At 71.8% G+C, this 16131-nt stretch carries 14 protein-coding genes and 1 pseudogene; 6 read left to right on the top strand and 9 right to left on the bottom strand.

Going from position 1 to position 16131, the window contains the following annotated elements:
* Window positions 1-90 precede the first annotated feature (90 nt).
* Window positions 91-531, bottom strand: coding sequence for a MarR family winged helix-turn-helix transcriptional regulator (locus AN215_RS08000; RefSeq protein ID WP_070013282.1), 441 nt, complete (start codon window positions 529-531; stop codon window positions 91-93).
* Between the two features lie 70 nt (window positions 532-601).
* Here AN215_RS08000 and AN215_RS07995 point away from each other — a divergent pair, with 70 nt between their 5' ends.
* Window positions 602-976, top strand: a complete 375-nt coding sequence (locus AN215_RS07995) for a cupin domain-containing protein (protein ID WP_070013283.1) — start codon at window positions 602-604, stop codon at window positions 974-976.
* A gap of 116 nt (window positions 977-1092) precedes the next feature.
* Here the strand turns inward: AN215_RS07995 and AN215_RS07990 are convergent, their stop codons facing one another.
* Window positions 1093-2148 (bottom strand): P1 family peptidase, encoded by a 1056-nt coding sequence (locus AN215_RS07990; protein ID WP_070013904.1) that lies wholly within the window; start codon window positions 2146-2148, stop codon window positions 1093-1095.
* A gap of 44 nt (window positions 2149-2192) precedes the next feature.
* Between AN215_RS07990 and AN215_RS07985 the strand changes: the two genes are divergently transcribed.
* The gene (locus AN215_RS07985; RefSeq protein ID WP_070013284.1) at window positions 2193-2411 is read left to right on the top strand and encodes a hypothetical protein; all 219 of its coding nucleotides are present in this window, start codon (window positions 2193-2195) and stop codon (window positions 2409-2411) included.
* 7 nt (window positions 2412-2418) lie between these two features.
* Here AN215_RS07985 and mscL read toward each other — a convergent pair whose 3' ends face one another.
* The 6 genes from mscL to AN215_RS07955 form a co-directional block, all read right to left on the bottom strand.
* Window positions 2419-2991 carry a large conductance mechanosensitive channel protein MscL gene (gene mscL, locus AN215_RS07980; protein ID WP_070013285.1) on the bottom strand — a complete coding sequence of 191 codons (573 nt, stop codon included), beginning with the start codon at window positions 2989-2991 and terminating at the stop codon, window positions 2419-2421.
* Between the two features lie 81 nt (window positions 2992-3072).
* Entirely contained in the window at window positions 3073-3537 is a 465-nt protein-coding gene (locus AN215_RS07975; protein ID WP_245694340.1) for an RcpC/CpaB family pilus assembly protein, read from the bottom strand.
* A gap of 476 nt (window positions 3538-4013) precedes the next feature.
* The gene (locus tag AN215_RS07970; protein WP_070013286.1) at window positions 4014-4868 is read right to left on the bottom strand and encodes an S-methyl-5'-thioadenosine phosphorylase; all 855 of its coding nucleotides are present in this window, start codon (window positions 4866-4868) and stop codon (window positions 4014-4016) included.
* Between the two features lie 124 nt (window positions 4869-4992).
* Complete coding sequence (locus AN215_RS07965) at window positions 4993-5412, bottom strand: FmdB family zinc ribbon protein (protein WP_070013287.1); 420 nt, start codon at window positions 5410-5412, stop codon at window positions 4993-4995.
* Between the two features lie 66 nt (window positions 5413-5478).
* Window positions 5479-6858, bottom strand: coding sequence for an MFS transporter (locus tag AN215_RS07960; RefSeq protein WP_070013288.1), 1380 nt, complete (start codon window positions 6856-6858; stop codon window positions 5479-5481).
* A 286-nt stretch (window positions 6859-7144) separates the two neighbouring features.
* Window positions 7145-8647 (bottom strand): potassium/proton antiporter, encoded by a 1503-nt coding sequence (locus tag AN215_RS07955; protein ID WP_245694448.1) that lies wholly within the window; start codon window positions 8645-8647, stop codon window positions 7145-7147.
* A gap of 215 nt (window positions 8648-8862) precedes the next feature.
* On the opposite strand from AN215_RS07955, the gene AN215_RS07950 reads away from it, so the two are divergent.
* Window positions 8863-11565 carry a penicillin acylase family protein gene (locus AN215_RS07950; protein WP_070013290.1) on the top strand — a complete coding sequence of 901 codons (2703 nt, stop codon included), beginning with the start codon at window positions 8863-8865 and terminating at the stop codon, window positions 11563-11565.
* Window positions 11566-12522: 957 nt separating this feature from the next.
* On the opposite strand, the gene AN215_RS07945 is transcribed toward AN215_RS07950, so the two are convergent.
* A complete protein-coding gene (locus AN215_RS07945) occupies window positions 12523-13134 on the bottom strand; it encodes a 5-formyltetrahydrofolate cyclo-ligase (protein WP_070013291.1) in 612 nt (203 codons plus the stop codon).
* Window positions 13135-13236: 102 nt separating this feature from the next.
* Between AN215_RS07945 and galU the strand changes: the two genes are divergently transcribed.
* The 3 genes and pseudogenes from galU to moaC form a co-directional block, all read left to right on the top strand.
* Window positions 13237-14139, top strand: a complete 903-nt coding sequence (gene galU, locus AN215_RS07940) for a UTP--glucose-1-phosphate uridylyltransferase GalU (RefSeq protein WP_070013292.1) — start codon at window positions 13237-13239, stop codon at window positions 14137-14139.
* A 4-nt stretch (window positions 14140-14143) separates the two neighbouring features.
* Entirely contained in the window at window positions 14144-15451 is a 1308-nt protein-coding gene (gene glp, locus AN215_RS07935) for a molybdotransferase-like divisome protein Glp (RefSeq protein WP_070013293.1), read from the top strand.
* Window positions 15452-15547: 96 nt separating this feature from the next.
* Window positions 15548-16039: pseudogene (gene moaC / locus AN215_RS07930) on the top strand (cyclic pyranopterin monophosphate synthase MoaC); the annotation flags it as partial.
* Window positions 16040-16131: the final 92 nt, after the last annotated feature.

Here is a 16131-nt window from a genome sequence, read left to right as displayed (position 1 = left end):
CGGTCCCCTCCCGCCTGCGGCGACGCCGCGGCCCTCGCCGCGCTGCCCGTCGCGCCCCGCGGCGGGGCTCCCGGATCACCGGTCAGCGGCTCACCAGGAGGGGCGGACGGGCCCCCTTGGCGCGAGCCGCGTCAGGTCGGCGACCAGCTCCCCGAAGCGCTTCTCACCGAGCTCCTCTCGCCATGGCGCCACCGCCTCCCGTGCGGCCTGATCGGCGGCGCGGGTGGCGGCCCGGCCGTCATCCGTCAGCTCCAGGAGCCTCGCGCGGGCGTCGTGCGGGTGCGCACGGCGCAGCACGTATCCCTTGCCGACCAGTTCCGCGACCAGTTGGGCGGCCGCCTGCTTGGTCACTCCCAGGTGTTCGGCCAGGTCGGCCGTGGTGGCGCCACCGCTTGAGATGCGGGCGAAGGCGAAGCCGTGCACGGGACGCAGGTCGTGGAATCCCTGCTGGGACACGCGATCGTGGATTTCCTGCACCAACTGCCCGGAGAGTGCGAGTACGAGCGCGGAGAAGGTCAGAGGGGTATCCATGGGGCTTGACTATATATAGACAGCTTGCTTGTCTATATGGACAAGCAAATTGTCTAGTTGGAGGCCCGGCATGCCCGTCATCCGCAGTACCGAGGCCGTCGTGCACGAAATGCACGGCGCCCGCTTCACTTCCTACGTCAGACCGGCGACGGGCAGCGAGGAACTCGCAGCCTGGCGCGGTGAGATCCCGCCTGGCACGGCGGCACCGGTTCACGTGATCAGCCACGAGGAAGCGTTCTACGTCCTGTCCGGTCGGCTGCGGCTCACCATCGACGACGAGACCGCTGAACTCGGTGCCGGCGACGCGGCGGTGGCTCCCGCAGGTTCCGCGCTGGCGGTGGCCAATCCGGCCGACGAGCCCGCGCAGATGTGGGTCACGACCCGCGTCGGCCTCCGGGCCGAACTGGCCGACGGCACCATCCTCACGCCGCCTTGGGCCAGTTGACGCACGGAGCGGCAGTCCCTCGCCGGGCCGGCCTGCCGCCCGTGCGGTCCCCGTCGGATCAGCATGGGCGGCCGTATCGACGGTCCCCGCCGTCCGTACCGGTCCAGCCGTCCCTGTCAGTCCCGTCGCTCGTACACGTCCCGGTAGGACGGGAAGACGCCGCCCGGGCCGTCCACTCCCTCCGCTGCGAGCACCGCCTTTGTCACGGACCGCGTCAGGACATCCGCTGACGCAGCCAGGACGTCGTTCAACTCGCCTTCCGCCAGAGGGCGTTCGCAGGTGGCCAGGCTGAAGACGGTGTCTCCGTCGTGCATGAGGTGCACCGGCCGCACCGCGCGCGCCAGCCCGTCGTGGGCGGTGCCTGCCGTCTTCTGTGCCTGTGCGCGGGTCAGCGCGGCGTCCGTGGCGACCACCGCCAGCGTCGTGTTGAGCGGGGGACGCAGCACACCTGCCGCCCGCCTGCCCGTCTCCTCGCGTGCCTCCGCCAGTCTGCGCTGTGCCTGTGCGTGCACGCCCCCGTCCGGCACAGGCGGAAGCCCGTCCCACATCTCGCCGTAGAGCACCCCCGTGGCCGGGTCCACCGCCGAACCGGCCGCGTTGACAGCGGCGATCGCAGCGACGGTGACTCCCGAGGGGAGCACGGTGCTCGCGGTGCCCGTACCGCCCTTGAGGCCACCCACCACCGCACCCGTGCCCGCACCCACGTTGCCCTGCGGGACGGGCGAACCCGGCCCGGTGGCCGCCGCGGCCTCCACGGCTTCCCGCCCCAGCTCCGGGCCCGGACGGGCCTGCCAGCGACCGCCACGCCCCAGGTCGAAGAGGACGGCCGCCGGGACGACGGGCACCACCTGCGCCGGATCCGGCCCCACCTGAACGCCGCGGCCCTGCTCCTCCAGCCAACTGACCACGCCCGAGGCGGAGTCGAGCCCGAAGGCGCTGCCACCGGTGAGCACCACCGCGTGAATGCGTTCCACCACGTTCCGCGGGTCCAGCGCGTCCGTCTCCCGTGTGCCCGGGCCGCCGCCACGGCAGTCGACACCGGCGACCGCGCCGCCCTCCGGAGCCAGCACCACGGTCGTGCCGGTCAGCCAGCCCGGGTGGCCGGCTCCCGCGCGCTGTGCGTGGCCGACCCGCATGCCCGGTACGTCCGTCAGAGCGTCCTGAGTAGTCATGCGCCATGGATACCAGCCGTACGGGAACCCCGTACGCTGCATGCATGACCACCGGTTCGCAGCAGCCCGCCGACCCCGCCGCGCGGCTCCAGTTCGACGATCCGCTCAGCCTCCGCTCAGCGGACGACACCGACAGCGGGTGGGGCGAAGTCCGGGCCGGCGAGGGCGGCTCCGCGGGGGCCGCGTCCGGCGGTGGGCAGCAACCGGACGGCGCCGCGGACCTGGCCCGCTTCCTGGAGGAGAAGCCGCCCCACCACCTGTGAGGCCCGGCTACGGCTTCTCCGTGCTCACCCCGCGCCCGCCGCCGTCGCGCTGCTGCCCCAGTGAGCCTTCCGTATCCGCACTGCCGCCGGAACCGGCCGCGACCTCCGTGCCGCCGGACCTGCCGTCCGAGCTCCCGCGCTCCGAGGCGAGAAGGTCGCGGATCTCCGTCAGCAGGTCGACCTCGCTCACCTCCGGGGGTGCTTCCGGGGTGGTCTTCTTCGCCGCCAGCCGCTCCTTGTACCTGGTCATCGGAAGGATCATGAGGAAGTAGACGACCGCCGCCGTGATCAGGAAGGTCAGGGTGGCGCTGAGCACCGGACCCCAGTTGACCGGGACCCCGCTCGTCACTTCGCCCGTCGTCTTGCTCGTCTCGCAGGGCGCCTTCAGGCAGAAGCTGTACTTCTCCAGGTCCTTCGTGCCTATCGCGCCCACGAGCGGATTGATCAGGCCCTTGACGAGGGAATCGACGATCTTGCTGAAGGCCGTGCCGATGACGACGGCGACGGCCAGCTCGACCACGTTGCCGCGCATCAGGAATTCCTTGAATCCCGTCAGCAGGCCCTTCTTCTCGCTCTCCACAGCTGTCACGCTCTTCGACCTGTCTCTTCTCGACTCCTGTGCGGTACGGACGCCGGCGCGTGACGCGGGAGGAGCTAGGGCTCAGCACAGCGTCACCGCCAGCCTGCCGGAGGCCCCCGCACCGGCGAGTGCGGCGGCCTTCTCACGAGGCACTCTGAGGACGACGAGCGCTCCGTCGTGCCCCGCGCCGGCCGGGTCAGTCTCCACGGACCTGGGCACTCGATCCACCCGTGCGCCCCTGGCCACCACCCTGGCCGCCTCCGTCCCGTCGGAACCGGCGATCACATCGACCCGGTCTCCGGGACGCAGGAGCCGTACCGCTCCGGCATCCGCGATCCGCACCGGAGCGGAGACCACGGAAGCGGACCTCTGCCCGCCCGCGGACTGCCCATGTGCCCGCTGGGCGGCGGCAGTCGGGGCGGGAGCGGCTTCCCGGCCCCGTCCGGAGCCGTCGGCCCCGCCGCCCTCGCCGGAGGCGACCTGGCCGGCCAGCGCCGCGGCCGCGACGGCGAGCACGGCGGCCGTGAAGCGGCGCTTTCCGCGCACGATCCGTGGCAGACGGTGTCTGCCGCGCAAGCCGGGGCGCACAGGTGTGAGTTCCGGCACCACGCACGGCCCTGGAACCGGGCCGGAGCCGCGACGGCGGCCGTCCGGTCGCACCACAGGACCGCTCCGTCCGCCCTGGTGCTCCCCGCCGTCACCCTCCCCGTCAGGGCCCACGCCGTCATGGCGCGACTCGAAGTCCCGGGGCATCACGATCACCGCCTGCCGTCTGAGCGCCGGAGATTCCGTCTTCCGGTGCCAGACTGCAGGCTTCGCCGCGCTCCAGGGGAAATCAGCTGAAATCTGTGGACAGGCGGCCAGTTGTGGACAACCCGGTCACCCGTCCCGGGAAGCTTGGGCACACCGCGTGCGCTCTCCCTGCCCCCTGTCCCTGCCTGATGCGCCCCGCCGGCCCTGCGGTCCCGCCGTCCCAGCCAGTTCCCCTGGCCTTCTGAGCCCGCCAGTTGCCCCTGGTTCCGCTAGCCCCGCTGGTCCCGCAGCGCCCCGGGGAGCTCGATCCCCGGATCGATCCCGCCGAGTGCCTGCGCGCAGTCGCAGTCACGCTTCTCGGGCAGCTTCGCGACGGCGTCGAAGAGCACCTGCCGCAGCCGTCCCACGTTCTGCCCGAACACGCGCAGCACTTCCTCGTGTGAGACGCCCTCGCCCGTCTCCGCCCCCGCGTCCAGGTCTGTGACAAGGGCCAACGAGGAGTAGCAGACCCCCAGTTCGCGGGCGAGGACGGCCTCCGGGTGCCCGGTCATGCCGACCACGGACCAGCCCTGCGCCGCGTGCCACCGGGACTCGGCACGGGTGGAGAAGCGGGGCCCCTCGACCACGCACAGCGTGCCGCCGTCCACCGCGTCCCAGCCGTGTTCGCGAGCGGCGGCCAGCGACGCCTGCCGTCCGGTCGCGCAGTACGGGTCGGCGAAGGTCAGATGGACGACGTTCGGTACGGACCCGTCCGGCAGCGGCTCGCCGTCGAAGTAGGTCTGCACACGCGACTTTGTGCGGTCCACCAGCTGGTCCGGTACGAGCAGCGTCCCCGGGCCGTACTCCGGGCGCAGGCCGCCGGCGGCGCACGGGCCCAGCACCTGCCGTACTCCGACGGAGCTCAACGCCCACATGTTCGCGCGGTAGTTGATGCGGTGGGGCGGCAGATGGTGCTTGCGGCCGTGCCGCGGCAGAAAGGCGACGCGGCGCCCGCCCAGCTCGCCCATGAAGACCGAGTCGCTCGGTGCTCCGTACGGAGTCTCGACCGCGACCTCGGTCACGTCGTCGAGGAAGGAGTAGAAGCCGGAACCGCCGATGACGCCGATCTCTGCCTGTGCGCTCATGCGGGTCACCCTACGGGCAGCGGGCGGAGGCGCGCTGCCGGGCGTTCAGGCCCGGCGCAGCACCCCTCCCGTTCCACGGCACGGCCTTCCGGGCACACCGCCCGAGTGCCGCCGGAGCCGGGCCTCAGGCCGAAGTGCCCGCCTTGCTCGCGCTCTTGGAGCCGGAGCCGGAGCCGTTGCCACCGGACGAGCCGGACGAGGAGCCCGCCTTGGCGGAGTCGGAGGAGGACGACGAACCGGAGGAGTCCGAGGAGCCCTGCGAACCCGAGGACGAGTCGCCGTTGCTCGTGGAGGACGACTCCGAGGACCCGGACGACGACTCGGACGCCCCGGAGGACGCGGACGACTTGCCGGCGCCCGAAGACGAACTGCGGCTGTCGTTCCGGTAGAAGCCGGAGCCCTTGAAGACGATGCCGACCGCGGAGAACACCTTCTTCAGGCGTCCGTCGCAGCTGGGGCACTCGGTCAGCGAGTCGTCGGTGAACTTCTGCACCACCTCGAGGCCCTCGCCGCACTCGGTGCACTGGTACTGATACGTCGGCACGTTCTCCTCCTGGCACTCTTACTCGGTGAGTGCTAACGACGGTCCATAGTGCAGCATTCCCGTCCGTCAGTCCACCGGGACAGGGGCACGGTGACCGACCCCACCCCCGGACGGCCGGTCGCCCGTGCCGACGGCCAGCCGCCGCCGGAACGCGACGAGTGCGGCCAGCGCCAGCCCCGTACCGGCGAGGGGTGCGAGGAAGCCCGCTCCGGCGCCCGCGGCGTCCGCCAGCCGGCCCGCCGCCATCGACCCCGAGGCCTGCCCGAGCGCCACGGCGCCCGTCAGCCAAGTGAAGGCCTCCGTGCGGTACGCCGCGGGAACCAGCAGTTCCACCAGCGTGAAGCCGGCGATCACCGCCGGAGCGACCCACAGGCCGAGGACCAGCCCCAGGCCGCCCAGCAGGGGGAGCCACGGCGCCAGTTGGGCCGTCACGGCCAGGGTGAGGGCGGCCAGGACGAGCAGCGGGTAGGCGATCAGCAGCCGGACGTCCGCGCCGCGTCTCCAGCGCACCGTTCCGACGGCCAGGGCGGCCGACATGTTGCCCGCGGCGAAGACGCCGTACAGCACGCCGTTGAGTTCCGGGGCACCGGCGGACTCCGTGACCGCCGCGACCGAGACCTGCATGCCGCCGAAGACGGTGCCGACGCCGAGCAGTACGGCGATGAGCACGGGCACGCCCCGCACGCCGAGCGCCGAACCGCGCCTGCCCCCGCCGTCGTCCGCTCCGCCGCGCCGTCCCCCGGCCCGTCCCGTACGGACCTTCGGCTGGGTGCCGCGCTGCGCGGCGAACAGCAGGCCGCTGACCAGGATCAGGACGGCCTCCGCGATCAGGCCCGCCGCGGGGTGCACTCCCGTGCACAACGCCGTCGCCAGTACGGGCCCGACGACGAAGCTGAACTCGTCCGTCACCGACTCGAAGGCCGCCGCCGTCGTCATGAGCGACGAGCCGCCGCAGTCGCGGCCGCCGGCGGCACCACCGGCGGCAGCAGCCTTGCCGCCCCCGCCGTCCGTTCCCCCCAGGCATGCCGACCAGCGCGCCCGCACCATCGGGCTGATCTGCGGAATGCTCGCACCGGCCGGCACGGCGGCCGCGAAGAGCGCCCACAGCGGGGCCCCGCGCAGCGCCAGCACGACCAGCGCGGAGACGGACAGCGCGTGCAGCAGTACGAGCGGGACCAGCACGGCTCCCTGCCCGAACCGGTCGGTGAGCTTGCCGCCCTGCGGCGCGAGCAGAGCCATCGAGACGCCCGTGGCGGCGGTGACGATGCCCGCCGCCCCGTAGGAGCCGGTGGTGTGCTCGACGAGCAGAACCGTGCCGACTCCGAGCATCGCGATCGGTTGCCGGGCAAGGAAGCCCGGTATCAGGAAGCGCCATGCGCCTGGTGTGCGCAGCAGGGCGCCGTAGCCGCCGCGGCTGTCGCGGGTCGCTGTGGCCGGGGTTGCCACGGCCGGGCCTCTCTGCCGCCTGGTAGCGCGCTGCTCGCGCCGAAGGCTGTCCTCTCGCGCGGCGCCTGCAGGCCGCGCCAGCCCTGCGTCAGGCGGGAACGGTGAATTCTTGTACCCACAGGAGGATAACGGCGATCCGCGCACCGGGCCCTCGTGAACCGGTCCCGAGAACGGCCTGGAAACCACCCCCGAAGCCGGCCCGGACACCGGCCCCGAAGTCGGACGCTCTCACCGCGGACCTGGCCGGGCGGCTCCGCCCACGCCCGCGTCCCGGTCACGCCCCTGCTCAGCGCTGCGGCTTCTCCCGCAGCCAGCCCGCGAGCTTGCCGCCCCGGCCGACCTCCAGCAAGCGGTTCTCCGTGCTGTCCCGGACGGGGTCCGTCGCCACGACCAGCAGCTCGTCGCCGTGCCGGAGCATCGTCGTGGGCAGCGGTACGAAGCTGCTGCCGTCCCGTACGACCAGGGTGACGGCGGCGCCGGGCGGCAGGCGCAGCTCGGTGATCTCGACGCCGTGCATCTTCGAGTGCTCCGGGATCGCCACCGACAGCAGGTGCCCCCGCAGCCGTTCCAGCGGCGCCGACTCGATGTCGAGGTCCAGCGGCTCCTCGCTGTCGCTCAGATTGAGCTTGCGCGCCAGCCAGGGCAGCGTCGGCCCCTGCACGGCCGTGAAGATGATCACGAGCATGAAGACGATGTTGAAGATCCGTTCGCTGCCCTCGACCTCGGCGACTCTGGGGATCGTCGCCAGCACGATCGGCACCGCTCCACGCAGCCCGGCCCAGGACATCAGCGCCTGGTCCGGCCAGCGCAGGCCGAACGGGAGCAGGCTGATCACGACCGACAGCGGGCGCGCCACCACCGTCAGTACGAGCCCCACGCCGATGGCCGGCCAGAAGTCGTCGACCAGGTCGTGGGGGGTCACCAACAGACCCAGCAGCACGAAGAGTCCGATCTGGGCGATCCATGCCAGCCCGTCGGCGAAGCCCCGTACCGCCGGCCGGTGCGGCAGCTTCGCGTTGCCGAGGATCAGGGCCGTGACGTACACCGCGAGGAACCCGGAGCCGTGCAGCATCGCGCCGCTCGCGTACGACAGAACGCACAGTGCCATCACGGCGATCGGATAGAGGCCGGACGAGGGCAGAGCCACCCTGCCGAGGCTCTGCTCGCCCAGCTTGCCCACCGCGAGCCCGACGATCAGCCCGATGGCCAGCTCCAGCAGGATCTCGCCGATGAGCACATACCAGACGACCGAGGAGAAGTCGGCGGCCGAGAAGGAGACGACGAGGATGACGACCGGTGCGTCGTTGAAGCCGGACTCCGCCTCCAGCACTCCCGCCAGCCGCTTCGGCAGCGGCACCTTGCGCAGTACGGAGAAGACGGCCGCGGCGTCGGTGGAGGAGACCACGGCGCCCACCAGCAGAGCCGTCTGCCAGCTGAGGCCGATGAGGTAGTGGGCGGCGCAGGCGGTGACCATGACGCTGACGGCGACGCCGACGGTCGAGAGGACCGCGGCGGACGGCACGCACGGGCGGATCTCACGCCACTTGGTGCTCAGCCCCCCTTCGGTGAGGATCACCACGAGGGCCGCGTAGCCGAGGGTGCGGGTCAGTTCGGCGTTGTCGAACTGCACGCCGAGACCGTCCTGCCCGAGCGCGATGCCGATCCCGAGATAGACCAGAAGGCTGGGAAGCCCGCTGCGTGAGGAGAGCCTTACGGCTGCGACCGCGAAGAGAAGGACGAGCGTGCTGAGAAGGAGCAGTTGGTTGAGGCGGTCGACACTCAGGGGCAGATCCTCTCTCTCGATCGAACGGTGAAGTCCCTTGCAGGTCCGCCAGTTCGTTCGTGTGGCTAACAATTTACCATTGCTTGAATGTCCCGGAGGGCCGGGCGACGGCTCCCTGTGTAGCGCCGCTGCGGCTCCGCCTATGGTTGGTCCGGCGTGGCTCCGTTCGCTCACGTTCCGGTCCTCACGCCCAAGGTCCACCCTGCCCTCGAAGGACAGCGATGCCCGCCAAGAAGACCTCGCGACGCGCCCGCCTGATCGTGATCGCAGTCGTGCTGCTGCTCGTGGCCGGTGTCGGCGGCGGGACGTTCTGGACGGTCAGCACGGTCCGCGACTCCTTCCCGCAGACCACCGGTTCGCTGAAGCTCAAGGGCCTGGAGGACCCGGTGACCGTGCAGCGCGACCGCGAGGGCATCCCGCAGATCTACGCCGACAGTTCGTCGGACCTGTTCACCGCGCAGGGGTACGTGCAGGCGCAGGACCGCTTCTGGGAGATGGACGTGCGGCGGCACACGACGTCGGGTCGGCTGTCGGAGATGTTCGGCCCGGGCCAGGTGAAGACGGACGCCTTCCTGCGCACCCTCGGCTGGCGACGCGTGGCCGAGCGTGAGTACGCCGGGCTCTCCGAGGAGACGAAGGCCAACCTCAAGTCGTACACCGCGGGCGTCAACGCCTACCTCAAGGACCACAAGGGGTCCGCGGCCTCCCTCGAGTACGCCGCCCTCGACCTCGACACCGGCTACAAGCCGCAGAAGTGGGACCCGGTCGACTCCGTGGCCTGGCTCAAGGCGATGGCCTGGGACCTGCGCGCCAACATGTCCTCCGAGATCGACCGCGCGCTCATGGCGGGCCGCCTGTCCCGTCAGCAGATCGAGGACCTGTACCCGGCGTACCCGGCCGACCGGAACAAGCCCGTCACCGAGGGCGCGGTGGACTCGCGCAGCAAGGAGTTCGACCCCGAGGGAGGCGCCGCCGCCTCGCCCGACGCCGGCCCGGGTGCGCAGCAGGCCGTACGGAGCGCCGGCTCGCAGCTCAGTTCCGTCGCCACGCGCCTCGACAAGATCCCCTCACTGCTCGGCCCCAACAACAGCGGGATCGGCTCCAACTCGTGGGTGGTCTCCGGGAAGCACACGACGACCGGCAAGCCGCTGCTCGCCAACGACCCGCACCTCGCACCCCAGTTGCCGTCCATCTGGTACCAGATGGGGCTGCACTGCCGGACGGTCACCAAGTCGTGCCCGTACGACGTCTCAGGGTTCACCTTCGCGGGGCTGCCCGGCGTCGTCATCGGCCACAACCAGGACATCTCCTGGGGCATGACGAACCTCGGCGCCGACGTGACCGACCTGTACCTGGAGAAGTTCAGGGACGGCGGATACCTGTACGACGGCAGGCGCCGCTCGTACAAGACCCGCGAGGAGGTCATCAAGGTCGCGGGCGGCAAGAGCCGGAAGATAACCGTGCGCGAGACCAACAACGGCCCCGTGATCTCCGACCGGAACACCGAGCTGCGCAAGGTCGGCGAGGAGTCCCCGGTGGACAACGCCGCACCCGACCGGGGCGACGGCTACGGAGTCTCCCTGCGCTGGACGGCGCTGAGCCCCGGCAAGACCATGGACTCCGTCTTCGCGATCAACAAGGCGTCGGACTTCAAGGAATTCCGCGCCGCGGCCCGCGACTTCGAGGTCCCCTCGCAGAACCTGATCTACGCCGACACCAAGGGCAACATCGGCTACCAGGCGCCCGGGCGCATCCCCGTCCGCGGCGCGGGCGACGGCCGCTACCCGGCGCCCGGCTGGGACCCGCGCTACCGCTGGAAGGGCTACGTGCCGCAGAAGGCGCTCCCCTGGGAGTACAACCCGAAGCGCGGATACATAGTCACCGCCAACCAGGCCGTCGTCGACGAGAAGAAGTACCCCTACGTACTGACCAAGGACTGGGGCTACGGCACCCGCAGCCAGCGCATCAACGATCTGATCAGCTCGAAGACCGCGGACGGCGGCAAGATCTCCATGGGCGACATGCAGACCATGCAGATGGACAACAGCAGCGAGATCGCCAAGCTGCTCGTGCCGTACCTGCTGAAGATCGACATGGAGGACGAGTACGTCCGCGAGGCCCAGCGGCTCCTCGAAGGCTGGGACTACACGCAGGAGCGCGACTCCGCACCCGCCGCCTACTTCAACGCGGTCTGGCGCAACCTGCTGCTCCTCGCCTTCGGCAACAAACTGCCCAAGGAGCTGCGGGTCAAGGGCGACTGCATCAACGTCCGCCCCTCCGACGAGTCGGGCCCCGTCGACGACCTCGACGGCAACACCCGCCTCGTACGCGAGTGCGGCGTGCGTGACACGGCCTCCGGGCAGCCCGACGGGGGCGACCGCTGGTACGAGGTCGTGCGCAAGCTCATCAAGGACGAGAACAACGACTGGTGGAAGACGCCCGGCAACGACGTACGCCCCGGCGACCGGAACCGCGACGAACTCCTCGCCCACGCCATGAAGAACGCCCGCTGGGAGCTGACGTCCAAGCTCGGCAAGGACATCGAGTCCTGGAGCTGGGGCCGCCTGCACCACCTGATGCTGAAGAACCAGACCATAGGAACCGACGGCCCGGGCTTCATGCAGTTCCTGCTCAACCGCGGCCCCTGGGACCTCGGCGGCGGCAAGGACGCCGTCAACGCCACCGGCTGGAACGCCGCCGGCGGCTACGACGTGGTCTGGGTGCCGTCGATGCGGATGGTCGTCAACCTCGACGACTTCGACAAGTCCCGCTGGATCAACCTCACGGGCGCCTCCGGTCACGCCTACAACCCCAACTACGTCGACCAGATGGACAAGTGGTCCGAAGGCGCGCTGCTGCCCTGGGCGTTCAGCCAGCGTGCGGTCGAGAAGAGCACCGAGGAGAAGATGGCGCTGACGCCGTAGGGCCCTCCGGGCCCGAACGGCCGCCGAGTCCGCGCGCCGCGCCGTGCGGGCGGCCGGGCACCGGCCCGGTGCGGCGCGGTGCGTGTGGTGCCCGCCCACGTGCCGGCGTACGCGGGTGCGGCTTCGGCGCCGCGCTTGCACCCCCAGCTCGTGGTGCCGTGCCCGTCCCCGCGGAACGCCGTGCCTGGTCGGCCCGGCTGCAGCGGCCCGCCGCGCGGGCAGCCCGCTCGACGCCCGCCGTCGTAGCCGACCGTCCCCTGGCTTGCCGGGAAGCGGCCCCGGTTGCGGCGGACAAGAGCCGCTCCTCACCCGGGTCAGCCACCGTCGCGGAGAGCGGGGTTCTCCCGTGGCCGGAGTCGAAGGAGAGCGCCACTGCGGTTGTGCCCAGGCGCCGTCCGGCCCGCGCGGCGGGAGCAGCCCGCCGCCCGGCGCGTACGGCGTCGACGTGGCCACGCCGGACGGATTCGGGCAACTGCCACGAGGAGGTGGGCCGGGGTCGTGTGCGGACATGCTGCCTCCCGCACGACCTCCAGCTGCCCGACCGTCACGTCGGCGCTGGGGGTCTTCCGGCGCAGCGTGGGGGCCCCGCCGGGACATCCACCCGGACCGCGAGACCCGGAGGGAACCACGTTCGGACTGATCTGCGTGCACGGCGCTCGCAAGTCCGGCCCCGAGCAAGCCCGGCTCTCGCCACCCGTGCGGCAGCGGCGGGCGACCGACCACGGGGCCGAGGGACCGGCGGGACGCAGTCGCGGGCCCGCGGCACCCGTCATGATGCGGCGGGCCTGCCGGACATGGCCCACCGCTGGTACGGCGGGGCAGTGAAGCGATGGATCGTCGGCCCGGCCCGGCCCGGCCCGGCCGCGTGGCGGCCGCGTGCGCGGGCGCGGGCGTGGGCTCGGCGGCCCGCCGCCGGTTGGCTCCCCGCCGAGCGTTCGGTTCCTCTGCCGGGACGGCCTACCCGTGGTGCGGCGGCGGCGCCGTGAAGCGGTGGACGGCCGAGGGCGTCACCGCCGCGGCCACCGGCAGGTCGTGCGGCTCCGCCGGCACGCTGCCGAGGAGCTCGGCGTCGTACAGCAGCACCGCAAGCGCCGGGCGCGCACCCGCCGCCCCGATCCGTGCCAGCACGCGGTCGTACGAGCCCCCGCCGCGCCCCAGCCTGATGCCCGTCCCGTCGACGGCCAGGCCCGGGAGCAGCACCGCGTCCGCCTCCGTCACCGCTTCGGGGCCCAGGCGCGGCCCGTCGGGCTCCAGCAGTCCGCGGCCGGCGCGCACGAGCCTGTCCTCGCCCTCGTACACACCCCAGTCCAGGTCGTTGTCCGGGAGCAGCACCGGCAGCAGCACCCGTACGCCCTGAGCGCGCAGCGCCTCCAGCAGCGGTTTGGTGCCGGGCTCCCGGCCGACGGAGACGTACGCGGCGACAGTGCGCGCCTCCGACAGTTCGGGCAGCTCAAGGGCGCGTTCGGCGAGCACGGCGGCCGTCTCCTCCGCGTCGCGTGCCGTCAACCGGGCCCTCACCGCGAGGATGCTGTCCCGCAACACGTGCTTACTAGCGTCGAGTTCTCCCACCGCCGCCTCAGCTCCCTTCCGTGTCGCCGGTGTTGCTCGTACCGCCGCATATCCGAACGAAGCGTTACCTTCTGCGCAAAGCCACCGGTTATCGTGCGGGGCATGACTGAATCCCGCGCACAGATCACCAAGGCTGTCATCCCGGCAGCGGGGCTGGGCACCCGCTTCCTGCCCGCCACCAAGGCCACGCCCAAGGAGATGCTTCCGGTCGTCGACAAGCCGGCGATCCAGTATGTGGTCGAGGAAGCGGTCACCGCCGGGCTCTCGGACGTTCTCATGATCACCGGCCGCAACAAGCGTCCCCTCGAGGACCACTTCGACCGCAACTACGAACTCGAGCAGGTGCTGCGCGACAAGGGCGACGCCACGCGGCTCAGCAGGGTCGAGGAGTCCAGCGGCCTGGGCACCATGCACTACGTGCGCCAGGGCGACCCGCGCGGTCTCGGCCACGCCATCCTTTGCGCGGCGCCGCACGTGGGCGACCAGCCCTTCGTCGTGCTTCTGGGAGACGACCTCATCGACCCCCGCGACCCGCTGCTGACCCGGATGATGCGGGTGCGCGAGGAGCACGGCGGCAGCGTCGTGGCGCTCATGGAGGTCCCGCCGGAGAGCATCCACCTCTACGGATGCGTGGCCGCTGCGCCCGCCGGCGAGACGGACGTCGTACGGATCTCCGACCTGGTGGAGAAGCCGCCGGCCGAGGACGCCCCGTCCAATCTCGCGATCATCGGGCGCTATCTGCTGGACCCGGCGGTCTTCGAGGTGCTGCGCAAGACCGAGCCGGGCCGCGGGGGCGAGATCCAGATCACCGACGCCCTGCAGACCCTCGCCGGTGAGCCTTCCCTGGGCGGCCCGGTGCACGGCGTCGTCTTCCGCGGCCGCCGCTACGACACCGGTGACCGCGGCGACTATCTGCGGGCCATTGTCAGGCTGGCATGCGAACGTGAGGACCTGGGCCCGGACTTCCGGGACTGGCTGCGCGGCTTCGTAACCGAGGAGATGTAAGAGCTTGAGCGAGACCTGGTCGGTCGAGGAGCACCTGGACGACATCCTCAGCAGCGTCCGCCCCCTTGAGCCCATCGAGCTGCAACTGCTCGACGCGCAGGGGTGCGTGCTCGTCGAGGACGTGGCGGTGCCCGTCTCCCTTCCGCCGTTCGACAACAGCTCGATGGACGGCTATGCGGTGCGTACCGCCGATGTCGAAGGCTCATGCGAGGAGTTCCCCGCGGTGCTCACCGTCATAGGGGACGTCGCCGCGGGCGAGGGCGATCTTCCGGTCGTGGAGCGCGGCCAGGCGGCCCGCATCATGACGGGTGCCGCGCTGCCGCCGGGTGCCGAGGCCGTCGTCCCCGTGGAGTGGACCGACGGCGGGCTGGGCGGCGGCCCGGTCGAGACGATGAGCGCCCGCAGCACCGACCCGGGGGGCGCCGCCGGGGAGGTCCGCGTGCACCGCCCCGTCGAGCAGGGGCAGCATGTCCGGCCCCGCGGCAGCGACGTACGGGCAGGTGCCGTGGCCCTCAGCGCCGGCACGCTGCTCGGCCCGCCCCAGGTCGGCCTGCTCGCGGCGATCGGCCGCGGCACGGTCACGGTGCGGCCGCGCCCCCGCGTGGTGGTCGTCTCCACCGGCAGCGAACTCGTGCAGCCCGGCGAGCAGTTGGGCTCCGGCCAGATCTACGACTCCAACAGCTACGTGCTGACGGCCGCCGCCCGCGACGCCGGTGCGATCTCCTATCGCGTGGGCGCCGTCTCCGACGACGCGGACACCCTGCGTTCGACGATCGAGGACCAGCTGATCCGCGCGGATCTCGTCGTCACCAGCGGCGGGGTCAGCGTCGGGGCGTACGACGTGGTCAAGGAGGTGCTCTCGCAGGTCGACGGCGGCAGCGGCAGCGTGGAGTTCCGGCGGCTGGCGATGCAGCCCGGCAAGCCGCAGGGCTTCGGCCTGATCGGTCCGGACCGCACGCCTGTGCTCGCCCTCCCGGGCAACCCGGTCAGCGCGTACGTCTCCTTCGAGCTCTTCGTGCGTCCCGCGGTGCGAGCCCTGATGGGCCGGGCGTCGGTGCGGCGCGAGACGGCGCGGGCCCGGCTGGAGACCGACGAGGCACTCACCTCCACGGACGGCAAACGCCAGTTCCTGCGCGGCAGTTACCTTCCGCCGGCGGCGGGGGAGGCGAAGGGCGTCGTGCGTCCCGTGGGAGGCGCCGGCTCGCACCTGATCGCCGCTCTGGCCCAGGCCAACGCCCTGATCGACATCCCGGAGAAGACGACTCGGATCACTCCCGGGGAGGAAGTGACCGTGGTGCCGCTGGACCCGTAGGCAGTGCCCGACCGTACGGGCCGGGCCGCCGAGGCGGAGCCAGGGCGCCGCAGGCCCGGTACCGTATCCGGTCACAGGGACGGTTCCGGGAGCACGATGAGCAGCGCAGAACAGCAGCACCTCACCCACATCGACGAGGGCGGGGCGGCACGCATGGTGGACGTCTCCGCGAAGGACGTCACCGGGCGCACCGCCCGCGCGGCCGGACGTGTGCTGGTCTCCCCGAGAGTCGTCGAGCTGCTGCGCGGCGAGGCCGGCGAGGGCCTGCCCAAGGGCGACGCCCTGGCCACGGCCCGCATCGCGGGCATCATGGGAGCCAAGCGGACCCCGGATCTGATTCCCCTGTGCCATCCGCTCGCGGTGTCGGGCGTGACCGTGGATCTGTCGGTCACGGACGAGGCCGTCGAGATCACCGCACAGGTGAGGACGACGGACCGTACGGGCGTCGAGATGGAGGCGCTGACGGCGGTGACGGTCGCTGCCCTGACCGTCGTCGACATGGTCAAGGCAGTGGACAAGGCGGCCGTCGTCTCGGACGTCCGCGTGGAGGAGAAGAGCGGCGGCCGCTCCGGGAACTGGAGGCGCGCAGCGGCTGTTCCTCCCGGTGCGCGCGGCGGCATCGACAGTACGGAGAACCGGCCCGGTGAGCCCGCTGAGTCCGCTGAACGCGGAGAGCACGG

The organism is Streptomyces abyssalis (genome assembly GCF_001751365.1).
GTDB classification, from domain to species: Bacteria; Actinomycetota; Actinomycetes; order Streptomycetales; family Streptomycetaceae; genus Streptomyces; species Streptomyces abyssalis.
Note: the sequence above shows the minus strand (reverse complement) of the source record. Positions and strands in the feature narration are given on the sequence as shown.